Raw genomic sequence first — 16,658 nt, forward strand, 5'->3', positions numbered from 1 at the left:
CTTTACCCAAACCGTAGTGGTAAACTCTCTTCCCACAGCAACGCTCAGTGGAAGCACTTCCATCTGCTCCGGCAGCAGCACCAACCTGAGTGTAGCCCTGACCGGTACCGGTCCCTGGTCCGTTACGTATACCGACGGAACTACACCCGTAACGGTGCAGGCAAATGCCAGTCCGTATACGATTCAGGTAAGCCCAACCACCACCAGAACCTATACATTGCTTGGGGTGTCGGACGCCAACTGTAGCGGAACGTTTACCGGCTCGGCAACGATTACGGTCAATACTAAACCCAGTCTAACGGTGCCCACCCTGGCTGCGGTAAACAACGAGGCCGACAAGTGCGGTGCCGCCGTCTCTTTTGCCGCTATGGCTACAGGAACACCCACACCTGTTGTTTCCTATAAACTTGGGGAGACCGGCATCACATCGCCTTACTTCTTCTCCGTGGGTTCTAATATGGTAACCGCCACGGCTACCAACACCTGCGGTACCGAAGAAAAAGCCTTCACCGTCACGGTAAATGACAATCAGGCACCGGTAATCAGCACCAACGGCAACAAGAGCGTTAACAATGACCCCGGTAAATGCGGAGCTGCCGTTACGGTAACTGCATCCGCTACCGACAACTGTTCGGTAGGAAACCCCTCGGGTGTTCGTAGTGACAACAAAGCGTTGACGGATGACTTCCCGGTTGGTACCACCATCATCACCTGGAACGTAACCGATGCAAACGGCAAGGCTGCCCTGCCCGTGAGTCAGACGGTTGTGGTGACGGATAACGAAGCTCCGGTGATTACAACCACGGCGGTTACTTTAACGCTGAATACCGCCGGTACCGCTACGCTGTCTGCCACGGATGTTAAGGCGACGGATAACTGCGGTACGCCGGCCATCTCGCTCAGTAAGAGCAGCTTCTCCTGCGCCGATTTAGGTACCAAACCCATCAGCGTAACGGCTACCGATGTCAACGGAAAAACAACGGCAGGCACTGTGCAGGTATCGGTAGTGAATCAGGTCACTACCCTTATGCTGACCAGCACGCCGTCGGTGCAGTATTCGGATGTTATCACCCTGTCGGCTACCCTGAAAGCAGGCGGAACGGGCGTAGGCGGGCAGACCATCAGCTTTACGGCCGGTGCCCAGTCGGTTACGGCGGTGACCGACGGTTCGGGTGTGGCCGGTACTACCCTGGCTATCAATCAGGCACCAACTAGTTATCAGGTGATTGCTACCTATGCCGGTGTGTGTCCTTTTGCGGCTTCCACGTCGGGTACTAATACACTCCTGGTAACCAAAGAAGATGCCCGGGCGACCTATACCGGTACATTCTACGCAGCCGGCAGCAGCCTCAATGCCACCCAGGCCACAGTTACCTTAAGCGCCACGATTCAGGACATTACCGTTGTTGATCCCACCGGCGACCCAAATTCCGGCGACATCCGCAAGGCTACGGTTACCTTTGTAAACCGCGATGCCGGTAATGCTGTACTGGGTACCGCTAACGTAACGGTCGGCCTGGTTAATCCTGGTGACCTGAAAACGGGAACGGCCACGACTACTGTTTCACTGCCCATTAGCAATGCCGGATTCAGCAACTACACCATTGGCATCATTGTCGATGGCTATTATACCCGCAACAATAGTGCAGATAACGTGGTCGTGAATGTGGCTACTCCCCAGAATGACTTTATCACGGGTGGAGGCTTCATTAACCTGACCAGTTCAGCGGGTCTGATGGCCGGCGATGCCGGTACCCGCAGCAACTTTGGCTTTAACGTTAAGTACAATAAGAACGGCACCAGTCTACAGGGTAATATCAATGTGATTACCCGCCGGATGGAGTCTGACGGCATCCTGCACGTGTACCAGATCAAGGGGAATGCCATGACCTCACTGACTACCCAACCAACTGCAGCTGGTGGTAAGGCTACCTTTGAGGGTAAAGCCAATATTCAGGACATCACCGATCCTGCCAATGTAGTATCGGTCGACGGCAACGCGACGCTTCAGGTAACGATGACCGACAATGGCGAATCCGGTACAACAGATGCTATCGGTATTACGGTATGGAACAAGGCCGGCGGGCTGTGGTTCGCCAGCACCTGGGATGGGGTTAGAACACAGGAGAAAACCCTGGTCGGTGGTAATCTGGTAGTCAAAGGCGCAAAGGTAGGAGCTCGGGAAGCAGCAGCCGAAGCTGTGTCAGCTGAGATACCGGCCCCGTTACAGGTGGAGGTATATCCCAACCCGGCGGTAACGAACACTGTATCGGTGCAAATAAGCGGAGCTGCTCAGAAGCCGGTGCGTCTGCAACTGCTTGATCTGAAAGGCAGAATGGTGTCAGAGCATAATCTGGAGGTGCAGGACCAGCAGCACATTCAGCAACTGGACATCAGTAACTCGCCATCGGGTATGCTGCTGCTGCGGGTAAGCACACCGGAGCAGAGTCAGACCCGGAAGCTGATTAAGCCGTAGGTGACGTGTTGTAATGGCATAGTTCTCAAAGCGAACGGCTCCTTGTCAGGGAGCCGTTTTGCTACTTCTTAACCTGTTATTCGAAATCTACAATTGGCCAGCCGGCACTATCCCAGTTAAGCTTGCGGATAAGCAGTTTGGATTTGCCCCCGTCGGCGGCATCGTAGCCGTGGTAGACCAGGTAATCGGTGCCGTCGAAGGTGTAGGTAGCATTATGACCAACGCCATGCCAGTCTTTGTTGCCTTCCAGCACCAGCGTGCCACCCCCGGCTACCATTTTCTTTCCGTCGCGGTCTAGGTAGGGGCCGGTGATCTTGTCGGCGCGGCCGACCACGATTTTGTAGGTGCTGTTGGCACCCCGGCAGCAGAGGTCGAAGGAGGCAAACAGGTAGTACTGGTTACCTTTGCGGAAGATAAACGGGGCTTCTATGGCTCCATCGTTTGCCAGTCCGTTGGGTCCTTCGCTGCGCTTGCGTCCGGCAATGTGGTACCATTCCTGCGGTTGGGCAACGCCGGTCAGGTCATCGCGGAGCCGTACCAGTTTCAGGCCGTTCCAGAACGAGCCGAAGCTGAGCCAAGGCTTTCCCTGCTCATCAAATTGCAGGTTAGGGTCGATGGCGTTCCAGTCGTCGCGGCCGGGAACGGATTGGATAATCAGGCCGTGGTCTTCCCAGCGGTAAGCCGGGGCATCGGCGTTCAGCGTTTTGTTGGTGGCCAGTCCGATGCAGGAGGTATTTTTACCAAACGCCGACACCGAGTAGAACAGGTAGTACTGGCCGTTGTGGTACGATATATCCGGTGCCCAGATATGGTTCTTAAACGTCGGCACGGCAGCCACCGCCCAGGCCGGGGCCTCCTCAAATACCGGCTTCTCCCGCTTCCAGTTCACCTTGTCGGTCGATGACCATACGGTAATGCCCCGCCCCGTGGTAAACACGTAATAGGTCCCATCCTGCCGGATCATAACGGGATCATGGGCGGGAATGGGGTAGGTGGCCGTTGATGGTTGATTAGTTGATTGGTTAACTGGTTGAGTGGTGGCAGGCTGGGCTTGGGTGGCGGCATGGATCAGGAGGGCGCTGGTGAGGAGGGAGGGGAGAAAGGGCTTCATGACTGGTGCTATTGACTTTAGGAGGGTCTTCTGGATGAGTTTGCCATCGCGTTACAAACGCTTACCTCACCCGTCTCGCGATACAATCGCGGACGAGCAGGGCAAGTACATGACAAGAGGCTTGCCTCTCCGAGGCAGTAAACAGGAAGGTAGGTGGCTTTGCTATAAACCGCTGGCTCCTCCGGAGCAACAATGGTGTATCTGCTGTGCGGAGATTCATGGTTGGTTTTGGGTTGTAGGCTTGCTGCCTCTCATTGGTTTTAAGAATATAATTGTGCGAAAGTAGGCTTGCCCCTACAGGGCAGTGGTATATTCGCGAACGGTGACATAACTATAAACCGCTGACCCCTCCGGGGTACTTAAATATCTTTTGATACCCCGGAGGGGTCAGCGGTTTATAGCACCTGCCGATTTGTGCGCTGCTGGCTGCCCTGTAGGGGCAAGCCTAAATGGCTCGCATAATTATTTGAAACCGATCCGAGGCAGTTAAAGCGAACGTAAAGACTTCTTCTATAAACCGCTGGCTCCTCCGGCGCAAAAATGATCGGCCTGATTCAGGCTTGTTTTTGCGCCGGAGAAGCCAGCGGTTTATAGCTGAGGCCGTTGTGATTCTACCATCTGCGCTGTAGGCGCAAGCCAATGGAATGGTGAGGTAACCTACTTCAACGCTACCTTCTGCACCGGCGAGTACAGCATCTCGGCCACACCCACCGTTTTTACGCCGATCCGGGCAAAGGCATATTCCTTGTTCGCCAGGCTGGCCGGAACCGTTACGCTGAAGCTCAGGGTCTTACTCAGGTCGGCCAGGGCGGTGCCGGTCAGGTTGTGGGTGCCGGCATTGTTGTTGGCATCCACGATGGTGGTCGAGCCCAGGTAAAGCGTAACTCGCTCGATAGCCCGGCTGGTCACCACCGGATCGATCTTGGCGGTGGCCGTAACCGCGTTACCGCTCTTCTGGATCATTTCGTTCTTTACCACATAATAGGGTTGTACCGGCACCTCTACCGTAGCGGTACCGCGTACCTGTACCTTGATCGTGTCGGTATTGTCCACCCAGGGACCATTACCACGCAGGCGGACCAACTGATAGTCGCCGTCGAACAGCGAGGCCGAGAAAGAACCGTCCTGGTCAACGTACACCGGAATTTTGGTAAAGAGCTGATAACCCCGCTGCCACAGTTCCAGTTGCACCCCGTTGGAACGCACTCCGATTGGTTGGTTCTGGTACACCACCCGGCCGGTCAGTGTCGACTTGGGCGGCTCATAATTATCTTTCTCACAGCCGGCCAGCAGCATCGTCAGGGCCAGCAGAAAAGAAGGTATGGCTAGTGTTTTCATGGCAGATCAGTGGAACGGGTTACGGACAATTTTCGGGTTGTTATTGATTACGTTTTGATCAATGGATGAGTAGTAGTTGCCTAGCTGAAACTGCCGGGGTGCCCGGAACCGGGGCGCTACCATCTTTACGAAGACGTACTTGCCATCGCGTGAATCACCGGGACGCACCACCCGGTACGGATACAGGGCGTACATCATGGCGTTGGTGTTGTTCGGACTGCCGTTCCAGACCTCGTGGGCCTGCCGCCAGCGCATCAGATCCCAGACGCGGTGGTCTTCAAAGGCCAGCTCCACCCGGCGCTCGTTCTGAAGCTTAGCCAAGGTTAGGTCCTTTAGACTGTTCGGGGCGAAGCCGGCCCGCTCCCGCACCCGGTTGACGTATGTCAGGGCGTCGGCTGTCTGACCTAGTTCAAAGGCGGCTTCGGCGGCATTCAGCAGGATTTCGCCCAGCCGGAAGCGCACCCACCACATATCGCTCCGGATACCCCGCGTACTCGACATTGGGGCTGGATCAATGTATTTGCGGAGGTAGAAGCCCGTGTTGGATACCTCAGTCTGCGACCGCTGCGGCCCCGACGCGCCCGTCAGCAACTTGCCGTCGGTATAGTTGGAAGCCAGAGTATTGGATTCTACCGTTTGGTAGGCGTTTCCGTTCCAAACCATCACGCCAGCCTGAATCTGAACCTCTACGCCTTTAAAACTGGTGCCGGGATAAATCACGGTGCCGTACAACCGGGCATCTTTATTATTGAAGATGTCGCTGAGTTTATCGTAGTAGATAAAGTCGCTGTTGTTGGCCGTGCGGGTCTTCAGTTCGCCGGAGGAGCCATCCAGGTATTCATAGGCTTCCACCAGGTTCAGCACCGGCGTTACGTTCGATGAACTCAGGTTGTCTTCCCGAACGTTGCGGGCAATGTTGTCGTAGCTAAAGGAGTGCCGCTTGTCTTTGGCCGTCAGGAAATCCTTCGCCAGAATCACTTCCGGGTTGTTCACTTTCTTGGTAAGGGCCTCGTAAAAGTTTTCACCCAGGTTTGGGTTGCTCCTGTACAGCGAATACCCGCCGGTATTGATAATCTCTCTGGAAGCCTCCAGCGATTTGGTATAGTAGTCCTTTGCCCGGGCTGCCGGGATGCCTACTTCGCCACCAGGGGTGGTAATGGGGGCACCCAACAGGTTGTTGTATTTGGCAATTGACCCCGCGTACAGCATGGCCCGGCTTTTCAGCGCCAGCGCCGTAAACTTGTTGGCGCGGGTGTTGCTGCCGGTATTGCCCAGATTGTCCTTGATGGCATCCAGTTCGGCGGCAATGAAGTCGTAAACTTCCTCTTCCTTATTGCGCGGCAGTTGCAACGGAGACGGGTTACCACTGAAATCGTAGATCAACTGCTTGGTCACCAGCGGTACACCTCCCATCCGCTTCACCAGTTCGAAATACTGGTACGCCCGCAGAAAACGCAGCTCCGCCGAAAACTGCGTTTTCTGGGCTGGTGTCAGCTTTACGCCATATTTTTCGATATTTTCAAGCGCCAGGTTAATGTCGCGGATCAGGCTGTAATCCCACAGCCGCCAGCGTTCAAACGGGTACGACACAATGTTGTTCCGGGCGTCGTCGTTGCCCGACCACATGGCTTCGTCGTAGGCGGCAAACTCCTGCCAGCCTGCATCAATCTGTGAGTGTGCCGGCAGCCGGTCGTAGTAATTGGCCAGCAGGCTGACGATCATGCGTGAGTCGTTCCAGACCTGTTCTTCGAGGATGATATTGGGTGGTTGCCGTTCGAGCCATTCTTCCTTACAGGCGGATGCGGGTAGCAAGGCAGCAGCGATGAGCAGGTATTTATAGATTCGTTTCATGGTTGAGGTCTCGGTTAAAGGGTTAAACTAAAGCCGGCATTGTACAGCCGTTGCTGTGGATATACCAGGGCCCCGTTCGACGAAATTTCGGGGTCAATCTCCAGCGCACCCACATTGTCGATCGAGAAAAGATTGGTGCCGTTTACATACACGCGCAGACCATTTACGCCAAAGCGGTTGAGCAGCGTTTTCGGCAACGAATAGCCCAGTTCCAGGTTGCGCAGACGGATGTAGCGGACGTTGGTGGTCCAGAAATCACTTCGGCGGCTGAAGTTCACATGACTGGTGTTGTCTTTCCGGATGGCCGGATACCTCCCCGCAACCCATGGGCTATCCGGATTGAACGGATCGGTTCGGTGCCAGCGGTCTTCGAACATAAAGTGCGGAGATGTACCGTTGTTCTGGAATGGGATTTTCATCTCCACCTCGCGCCGGAACGACTGGAAATTTGCCCCGGCGAAGTCGACCAGCAGGCTGAACCCTTTCCAGCCCAGGCTACCGTTGATCCCAAAGCTCATGTACGGGTTGGCGCCCTCGGCATACCCGATCGGTCGCTCATCGAGGTTGTTGATAATACCGTCGCCGTTCACGTCTTTGTAGATGAAGTCGCCGGGAAGCTGGGTGCGGTTGCCCTGACCATCGTTGTTGATTTTGTAGTTGTCAATCTCTTCCTGCGACTGGAAACGGCCAATAACCTGGTAGCCCCAGTTGACGCTGGCCCAGCGGTCGACCCGTGAGTTCCGGTATTCATCCCAGGAGTTGCCGAAACGGGGTTTGTACTGGCTGAGATCCCGCAGCCGGGAGATGGTTCCGTTTACCCCCAGCGAGTACTCAATGTCCCGTACTTTACCCCGGTAGGTCAGCACCCCTTCCATGCCCCGGATGGCGTCGGAGTTCAGGTTTTCGTTGGGCAGCGTGTAACCTACCTCGCTCGGCAGCAAGACGTCGTAGCGGGCCGCCGGCAGACCGGTGCGCTTGCGCTCGAATACATCGAACTGCCCCGACAACCGGCTGTTGAACAAAGAGAAGTCGATACCAATATTGCGGGAAATGTTGTTCACCCACGACAGGGTGGTAATCGGTAATCCGCGTGGTTGCAGACCCGTCACCAGATTACCGTTGAAAACGGCTGTGCGGCTGGCCCAGTTGTAGCCGGACAGGTAGCTGAACGGGGGCACAATGAACGCATCATTGATGACGTCGCTACCGGTTTTACCCCAGGAGGCCCGCAGTTTCAGGTCGTCGAGCACATTACCGAGTTTGTCTTTAAAGAACGGCTCTTCCAGCACCCGCCAGCCGACCGATACACCGGGGAAGAAACCGTACCGCCGACCGGGCGCAAACAGAAACGATCCGTCGTACCGGCCCAGCACTTCCAGCAGGTACTTCTGCTTGTAATTATAGTTGACCCGACCGATGTAGCCCGCCCGCGCCTGCACGTTCCACTCGTCGATCAGGATGTCCTGATTGGCGAAGTACATGAGCGGGATGTAGTTGTTGGGCGGCACGGTATGCACCACCATGTATTTGTTATCGGTATCGTACCGCTCGTAAGCCGCTACCGCCGAGAGGCCATGGTCGCCGATCTGCTTGTTGTAGCTCAGTTGGAACTGAGCAAAGCGGTCGACTATGTTCCGCTTCCGGCGTTCGCGCCAGGGGTTCTGGTTGCCACCGCCCGGTACCAGGTTGTAGGTGTCAGTTTTGGCGTCGTAGGTGTAGGCGTCGTATGTATACTCAAACCCGTCGAAATCGAAGTTCGTAAAGTTGTAGGAGTACGTTCCTTTCGCCACCAGCCCGAAGCCAAAATCGTACTGGGCGAAGAAGTTGCCCTTCACGGCCCGCCAGATTTCACTGATGGTACCCGTGATGTCTTTTTTATACGTGGCCGGGTTTACGTTTACGTTATGCGTCTGGTTGATGTACGCCGGGTTATCGTTGGCGTACGGCCGCTCGGTCGGCCACATGGAGAAGATACTCAGGAATGGGTTGAAGTAATCGTCCAGCCCCGGCACCCCCACCTGAAAGCGGTCTTCGATCCGGCCGCTCAACTGCGTACCCACGCGCAGCCCTTTAGCAATACCCGCATCGATGTTAGCCTGGAAGTTGGTCCGGTTAAAGTTGTAATCCCGGATCAGCGCTTCCTGGTTGAGGTGACCGACCGACACGTAGTAGTTGATATTCTCCGCCCCGCCCGATACGCTGGCGTTCAGGAATGATTGCGGTACGTTGGGGCGCATCACCATATCGTAATAGTTGAAGCTCTGGAAGCCCTTCTCGGTACCGGCCTGCCATTTGGCTAACTCGTCGGGTGTGATGGTGGTCTGAATCCCCCGGTTCTGGTCCGACTCGGCCAGCGCCCGCACGTGCTGGTAGGCATTGGCCGGTCTGGGGTAGCGGGTGAAATTCTGCAAGCCGTAGTAGCCCGTCAGGTTAATGGCTGTTTTCTGACCGGCTTTCCCTTTCTTGGTGGTCACCAGAATAACGCCGTTGGCGGCCCGCAAACCATAAATGGCGGCCGAAGCATCTTTCAGGATAGAAATGCTCTCAATGTCATTCTGGCCCAATTGGTTAAACTGGCCCGCATCGGCCGGCACGCCGTCGATGATGAACAGGGGCGTTCCCATGTTCCGGATCTGGATGTTGGTGATACCGCCGGGCCGGGCGTCGGTCTGCCGGGCCGTAATTCCCTGAATCTTTCCAACGAGTGCACCCGAGGTGGTTACCGATGGGGTCCGGTTCAGGTCGGATGCCTGAATAGTACCAACGGCTCCCGTCACCGTTCCCCGCGACTGCGTACCGTAACCAACCACGACCACTTCATCGAGCGTCTGGTTATCGGCGAGCAGTTTAATGGTCAGATTGGAGGCATTACCCACCGGCATCTCCTGCGTGAGATACCCGACAAAGCTGAAGACCAGCACAGCATTCTGATCGGGTACAGTAATCTTAAATTGTCCCTGGGCATCCGTCGACACGCCCCGGGTGGTGCCTTTGATCACTACGTTTACGCCGGGCAGGCCATCGCCTTTTTCGTCGGTTACTTTACCGGAAACAGGTACTTCGGCCGGGTCGCTCAGTGGTGCGCCTACGGTGTAGGAACAAACGAACAGCGCCAGCATCAGCGCCAGTGGAACAAAGGACATTCTCCTCAGGAACCAGGCACTATGGGTCGGTAGTCCATTTTTTTTCATAAATTGGTTTCGTTTTTGTTTTGACTGGGAAAAGGAAAGGCAAAAACTTCCCTGCATCCTCAAAAAAGGATGATTTTGGCCAGGGGAATACGTAAGGTCAGTGATGTTGCAGCATCGCTGGCCTTTTCTGTTTACTCCGCATTAATGCTTCATAGGCAGTCAGAGATTAAGTGAGACGTTAAATTATTTCCTGATAAATGGATATTTTGCCGGATTGAAGAGATAACATTCGAATGATCGGCATTCGGATGTATGTAGGATGCAGGCAGAAGGGGTAAAGGAGGGATAGCGATCCCTTAAATGGGTGCGTTACACTATCCCTCCCGGAAGTTGCAGAACGTCTGCTCCACTAGGAGCTACTTACTTAGCCGTGGCGTTATTTGCCGTTGGCGAGGCTGTGACCTTCATAACCCCGTTCATGATGCGCCAGTGGCCGGGGAACGTACACACATACGGGTAGTCGCCCGGCTGCACGGGAGCCGTAAACTTCAGCCGGTAGGACTGGTCCGGATTTACCAGCGGAGTAGCCGCAATGATCTGCGGAATCGACGGTACGTAGTTCTTCTCGGCTCCGTCTTTTGCCGTAATCATCTTGTCGGCGGCTGCCCCAATGATTTCCATCGTCTTTGGCTTACCGATAACAATGTTATGCTGCATGGCGTCGGGGTTCTCGAAGATGATCTCTACCGTTTTGCCGGCGGTTACCGTAAACTCTTTTCTGTCAAACTGCATGGCTTCGCGTACGGCTTTGATCCGGACCACCTCGGTATTCGGGTCAGCGGCTTCGGTGGCCTGCACGCCCCAGGCCTGCATCACGCGGCTCAGGCGCTCGCGGGTATCGTCCGGTACCGTGTTGGTCAGGCTGGCCAGGAACCCTTTGTCGGCATCCTGTACCGTTGCCCGCCGGCGCGGAGCCCAGCCGTCGATCACCCCTTTCACCAACGCCTGGCTATAGGCTCTGTCCAGCTTCTGCGAGAGCTTTAGCATGGCTATGGCTGAGTCGACCGGCATGGTCGATACGTAGCTGCGAATGGCGCGTTCCAGGGCATAAGCCGTCAGGTTCTGCGGAGCCTGGTAGGTTACCTTCACCATGCGGCTGTTGTTGGACTCGTTCGTTTCGGTAATGGTATTGTCGCGGTCGATGACCGTAACCACGTTGTAGGTGCCCGGCTGATCGGAGTTGAAGCTGATGTTGCCGATCCAGGGACCGTTGTTGCCCTGCTCAATCGTTACCGTTTCGCCAGGGGCAATGCCCTTGTTGAATACCTGACTGGTCAGGTTGATCGTGCGGCCCTCGCCCTGAATCCGGATGTTCAGCGGTATAATGGTTCCCGCCGGAACGGCGACGCCACCCTGGTTCTGCACCTCGTAGATGAACCGCACCGTTTCGCGCAGGGCAGGGTTTGCCGGTTCTACCCGTACATTGGTAATCACCAGATCGGCCTTGTCGCCTTTTGGCGTAATCGCCGTTGACGCAGACGCCGTGGCTGCGCCGTTGGCGCCGTGCTGCATGGCCGAATGATCGTGCGACGCCATGTTGTTACCCGTCGATGCGCCAGCTTTTTTCAGCGTCTGAGCCAGGTACTCCCGGCGCAGCTTGCCACCGTGGCTGTTCAGCACCACCGCAAAGGCTTCGGGCATCCAGCGGTCCGTCACTTCCTTTGCGTTTTCAAAACGGGCCAGAATCGCCTTTTCGGCGGCTGATGTCAAAGGCATTTCCGACAGGGCCAGCAGCGAGTTCAGCACAACAACCGGCTCCTGATCGGTCAGGGTGTTTGCCTGCAGAATAGCGGCAACGGTAGCCTCATTGCGTGGCAGCACCTGCACGGCTGTTTTGCGTACGCCCGGACACGGATGCTTCAACGCTGATATGGCTGCCTGCAAGGCTGGTCCACCCTCTTTCAGCACACCCAGACCGTCCAGCGTCCACAGCGCATGAATGGCCGCCGGGTTAATGCCGATTTCGTCCAGCGACTGATCATTCACCAGCGCAATCAACTGCGGAACCACATCTTTCTGACCACGTTCTACCAGCAACCGCTGAGCCGCCTGCCGCCAGAACATGTTATTGTTCTTCAGCGCAGCCACCAACTCCTGCGGACGATCTTTGCTCAATGACAGTGGCGTGTACGCCGGCGCATGTTTATACCCTACCCGGTAGATACGGCCGTGGGTATAATCGCGCAGGTCCGTCTGGTATGCGTTACCCGAACCGTTCTGAGCGCCCTTTGGCGTTGGGTTATGCTGGATAATGAAGCTGTACCAGTCGGCAATCCAGACGGCACCGTCCGGGCCTACCTCGGCAAATACCGGCGATACCCACTCATCGGCACCGGCCAGCAGGTTAAAGCCGTCCTTGTCCTCGTAGTTGGTACCCTGCTTCTCCATGATGTTCTGGTGAACAATATGGCCGGTCGGCTCACACACAAAAGCAACTTTGTTCCAGTACGCCTTCGGGAAGGCGCGGGCAGTATAGAAGTTGTGACCCGCTGCCGCCGTAAAGCCACCAAATACATCGACCTGACGAACTTTGGTGGTAATTGGCTTCATATCCTTGTGCGTATCAGTGCTGCGGCTACCGTTGTCGAAACCAGGCGTCGAAATGTAGTAGCGGTGCGGAATGGTCATATACCAGCCGTGCGAGTTGTTGGCCGTTGAGCCGAACACATCGCCCATTTCATTGAAGGCCATACCCCAGGTGTTGTTGGAGGTGCTGGTTACGTATTCAAGTTGCGAACCGTCCGGCTTAAACCGGAAGAAACCCTGGCTGAACTTCACCGAATCGGCACCTATCTTCCCTTTGAACCCGGAGTACCCCACGCTGCCCCAGATCCAGTTGTCGAAGCCGTAGTGGAGGTTCGACGGACCGGCGTGAGTATCAAACGTGCCGAAGCCCGTAAACAGAATCTTCTTTTCGTCGGCCTTTTCGTCGCCGTTGGTATCCTTCAGGTACAGCATATGCGGAGCCTGCGACACGATCAGACCGCCGTTGTAGGCAACCATGCCGGTCGGGATACTCAGCCCTTCGGCGTACCGGGTAAACTTGTCGGCCTTGCCGTCTTTGTTTGTATCCTCACACAACAGGATATAATCGCTGCCGCCGTTTTCTTTACGCTCGTTCGGGTAATCTTTGGTGATCAGTATATATAACCGGCCGCGTTCGTCCCAGGTCATGGCAATGGGGTGCATCACGTTCGGTTCCGAGGCATACAGGTCCAGCGTAAAATCCACCGGCACCTGAATATGCTTCATCGACTCTTGGGGAGAGAGGGCCAGTTGCTGCAGTTGCGGACCGGGGCGCTTCTCGTAGTTCGGCAGATTGGCTTCTTTATACGCAAACGGCTGCGGCTTCAGGTCATCGTGCAGCTTCTTTACCTTGTCGCCAACGGCCCAGAGTATTCCCCGCTCCAGCAACTCCTGAAAACCTGGTTTTTCCCAGGTACGTTCGTCGTGACCGTAGGCCGTATAGAATACCCGGCCTTTGCCGTAGGTACGTGTCCAGGTGTACGGCTCCGTTTTCTCGCCCGGCTTATCTTTTGCCTGATCGGCTTTGATCTCCCGAACGGCCAGCACGTTATTGTCGGCCTGAAGCTTACTGTGCAGATACGTTTCATCGTATGATTTAAATGGCTGCAAACCCATGACAGCCGGGTGATTCGGCTGCGTAAACGTTGTCTGAATAGTATCCATCCGGTGCCGCCAGAACTGTCCGCCCACCATCTTAACGTATTCGGCGGAGTTGCGGAAACAGTACGACGCACAGTGTACCGGAATCAGCCCTTTACCCGATGCCACGAAGTCGAGCAACGCCCGCTCCGGAGCCGGTGGGATGCTGTCCCAGTTGGCAAAAATCATCAGGCCATCGTACTTGCTGAGGTTCTCGGCGTTGAGGTCGTTCAGGTTTTCGGTATAGGTAAAATTGATACCTTTATTACCCAAACCAGCCATTAAAGTCGGGATAAAGTCGATAGGGCGGTGATGCCCCCGGTCGCCGAGAAACAGAATCTCTACACGCCTGGGCTGGTCTGCTTTGGCCGTTCGTCCGGACAGGCTTGCCTGCTGAGAGCCCCCCTGACGCGCACACTGGGTCAGCAGCGCGGTCAGGCTCAGTAAACAAAGTAGGGTTTTCCAGTTATTCATAAATCGCTGCGGTTTCGAAAATAGATTTGAAATCAGGCACATTCATCAGCTTACCACCCTGCATTGCCGACTCGTGCGCCAGAATACCCACGCTGGTCCAGTTGGCCGACTGCCACACATTAGGGAACGGGTCACGATCTTCGATAATAGCCATAATAAATTCATGCGCCAGGTGCGGGTGTGAGCCGCCGTGGCCGCTGCCCTGCACAAAAGACAGGTGCGAGTTCTCGGCCAGGTCGTAAACGCCCTGCGTGGTAAAATTCTGAATCTCTTTCGGCAGGTAATGCGCGTAATCCGGTACCTTCACCCGCTCCGGAATCTCATGCTCCGGCTTCTTGGCCGTGTGGATTACCGGGTCTTCCCCTTCAATGAGCGGCCATTCAAACGACTTCTTCGAACCGTACACCTCAAAGCTCTCCCGGTACTGCCGCGCCGTGTCGAACAGTGAGCGGTACACATACGCCGACAAATCGCTTTCCTTAAACTTGATGTGTGCCGACTCTACCGCAAACGGCGAGTTATAGTGCTGGATCAGTTCTTCCCGGATGGTGCCCGAGCCGAAGCACGATACGTATTCGGCTTCCAGCTTCAGCAGACCCGCTACCGGCCCTACGCAGTGGGTCGCGTAGTGCATCGGCGGCAAGCCGGGCCAGTAATCCGGCCAGCCGTCCATGTCCTGCTGGTGACTGGCTTTCAGAAACTGCACTTTGCCCAGTTCACCTTTCTCATACAATTCCTTTACAAACAGAAACTCGCGGGCATACACCACGGTCTCCATCATCATGTATTTCTTGCCGGTTTCGCGGCAGGCGCGTACAATTTCCTTACACTCCTCCACCGTAGTTGCCATCGGAACCGTACAGGCCACATGCTTACCCGCCCGGATCGCTTTCAGGCTCTGCTCAGCATGGTTGTGAATCGGGGAGTTAATATGCACCGCATCCACGTTCGGGTCGGCCAGCAACTCCTCGTAGTTGGAGTAGCGTGTCTCCACGTTAAAGGCGTCACCAATGGCGTTCAGCTTTTCAGGGTTACGCTGACAGATGGCGTACATGTTGGCATTCGGATGGCGCTGGTAGATGGGGATGAATTCGGCACCGAAGCCCAGGCCGACGATAGCAATGTTGACAGGTTTCATAATGGGTTGGTAGCTAAATTTTCTTTAAGGGTAAAGGGAGTCAATAGTCAGTATAAAGCCTCATATCGCTTTGCCGTTGCCGGCATGACCATTCAGGGCAATGGTCTCTGCCAGGGGCGACGGCTCCGTCAGTTTCGCCTGTAGCATGGCCAGGCCATCCACGGCGAGTTGCTCCGGTGAGCTAAACATCTTCCGTACAATATGAGCGGCCGATGCCAGATCCGTAGGCGTCAGGCCAAAGGCTTCAATGCTGATTGTTCCGGTATAATCGATGTCGTTTAATACACTGAATATGGCGTCAAAATCAACCTGGCCCTGTCCGGGGGTAGAGCGGTCGTTTTCCGAAATCTGCACATGCGTCAGGTATGGCGCACATTTCCGTAAGGCTTCGGCAGAGTTTTTCTCCTCAATATGAGCGTGGAAGGTATCGTACATCAGCCGGCAATGGGAATGATTCACGTCCTCCACATACCGAATCAGTTCGTCGGCGCAGGTAATCAGGTAACTTTCAAAGCGATTCAGGTATTCCAGACTGAGTACAATATCCCGGCTCTGGGCATACTCCGCCACTTCCCGCATCCCTTCTACCGACCAGTTCCATTCCTGCAGCGTCGCCGGCTGTCCTGTGAACGTCTTAAAGCCGGAGTGATACGGGCCCGTCAGCAACCGGGCACCCAGAGCCTGGGCGCAATCAATTACGCTTTTCAGCCGCTCTACCGCAGCCTTTCGCACGGCCGGTTCAGGGCTGATGAGACTAAACTCTGGTCCGCAAATCGAACAGGCTACCCGGTCCAGCCCCAGGGCATCAAGTTGCTCACCAATCCGTGACCACTTAGAAACATCAGTGTCGGCTATGGGTACTTCCACAAAATCATAACCTGTCTGTTTCACAAACGCCAGCGTATCCAGCAGGTCTTCGTTCATGGTTGTTGTCCACAGAAACAGGTTAATGCCTAGTTTATTCATATTTTATCTCAAAGAAGTTGAACAAAGCTAGGGATTCTATTTATCTGCTGCTTAGCCTATGATGGCTAATGTTGATACTATTTTGACATCTTATAAAGTAAAGCTGTCTTTTTAAGTATAAAGTACAGTCAAAATAGAAGATGAAGTATAATTTGAACTGTATATAAGGGATACTCTGCTTGACTACTACGTATCTATTCAGAGACTATTGGCTAGTCAAACAAATTTATATCTGATTAGGACCCAAAAAGCTTGCTTCCTCCTATGAAGGCATAAGTATAGACTTAGAAAAGTGCAAAGAAACAGCTTTGGAGCCTGCCTCCCCAAAACTACTGATTTTTCCATACTTTCAGGGAAGAAAACGCCCATGTCTATCGTTATACTTCTATCGGAGCAAGACAAACCGGGCAGCCCCACAGGCTGCCTTCCCTATGTCAAAAAAAGCTT

8 protein-coding genes are annotated in these 16,658 nt (G+C 54.9%); 1 reads left to right on the plus strand and 7 read right to left on the minus strand.

Annotated features, from left to right (window positions below):
- Positions 1-16: 16 nt before the first annotated feature.
- A complete protein-coding gene (locus ABD931_RS23935) occupies positions 17-2,476 on the plus strand; it encodes a T9SS type A sorting domain-containing protein (RefSeq protein ID WP_345270545.1) in 2,460 nt (819 codons plus the stop codon).
- A gap of 76 nt (positions 2,477-2,552) precedes the next feature.
- Here the strand turns inward: ABD931_RS23935 and ABD931_RS23940 are convergent, their stop codons facing one another.
- The 7 genes from ABD931_RS23940 to ABD931_RS23970 form a co-directional block, all read right to left on the minus strand.
- Positions 2,553-3,587 carry an arabinan endo-1,5-alpha-L-arabinosidase gene (locus tag ABD931_RS23940; RefSeq protein WP_345270546.1) on the minus strand — a complete coding sequence of 345 codons (1,035 nt, stop codon included), beginning with the start codon at positions 3,585-3,587 and terminating at the stop codon, positions 2,553-2,555.
- 657 nt (positions 3,588-4,244) lie between these two features.
- Positions 4,245-4,925: a DUF3823 domain-containing protein gene (locus ABD931_RS23945; protein ID WP_345270547.1), complete on the minus strand. Its 681-nt coding sequence runs from the start codon at positions 4,923-4,925 to the stop codon at positions 4,245-4,247.
- A 6-nt stretch (positions 4,926-4,931) separates the two neighbouring features.
- Complete coding sequence (locus ABD931_RS23950) at positions 4,932-6,776, minus strand: RagB/SusD family nutrient uptake outer membrane protein (RefSeq protein ID WP_345270548.1); 1,845 nt, start codon at positions 6,774-6,776, stop codon at positions 4,932-4,934.
- A 14-nt stretch (positions 6,777-6,790) separates the two neighbouring features.
- Positions 6,791-9,895, minus strand: a complete 3,105-nt coding sequence (locus ABD931_RS23955) for a SusC/RagA family TonB-linked outer membrane protein (protein WP_345270556.1) — start codon at positions 9,893-9,895, stop codon at positions 6,791-6,793.
- A 432-nt stretch (positions 9,896-10,327) separates the two neighbouring features.
- Positions 10,328-14,107, minus strand: a complete 3,780-nt coding sequence (locus tag ABD931_RS23960; protein WP_345270549.1) for a PVC-type heme-binding CxxCH protein — start codon at positions 14,105-14,107, stop codon at positions 10,328-10,330.
- A complete protein-coding gene (locus ABD931_RS23965) occupies positions 14,100-15,245 on the minus strand; it encodes a Gfo/Idh/MocA family oxidoreductase (protein WP_345270550.1) in 1,146 nt (381 codons plus the stop codon). The genes ABD931_RS23960 and ABD931_RS23965 overlap by 8 nt, the downstream gene beginning before the upstream one ends.
- Before the next feature lie 60 nt (positions 15,246-15,305).
- The gene (locus ABD931_RS23970; RefSeq protein WP_345270551.1) at positions 15,306-16,211 is read right to left on the minus strand and encodes a sugar phosphate isomerase/epimerase family protein; all 906 of its coding nucleotides are present in this window, start codon (positions 16,209-16,211) and stop codon (positions 15,306-15,308) included.
- Positions 16,212-16,658: the final 447 nt, after the last annotated feature.

Origin of the sequence: Nibrella viscosa (assembly GCF_039541875.1) — a bacterium.
GTDB classification, from domain to species: domain Bacteria; phylum Bacteroidota; class Bacteroidia; order Cytophagales; family Spirosomataceae; genus Nibrella; species Nibrella viscosa.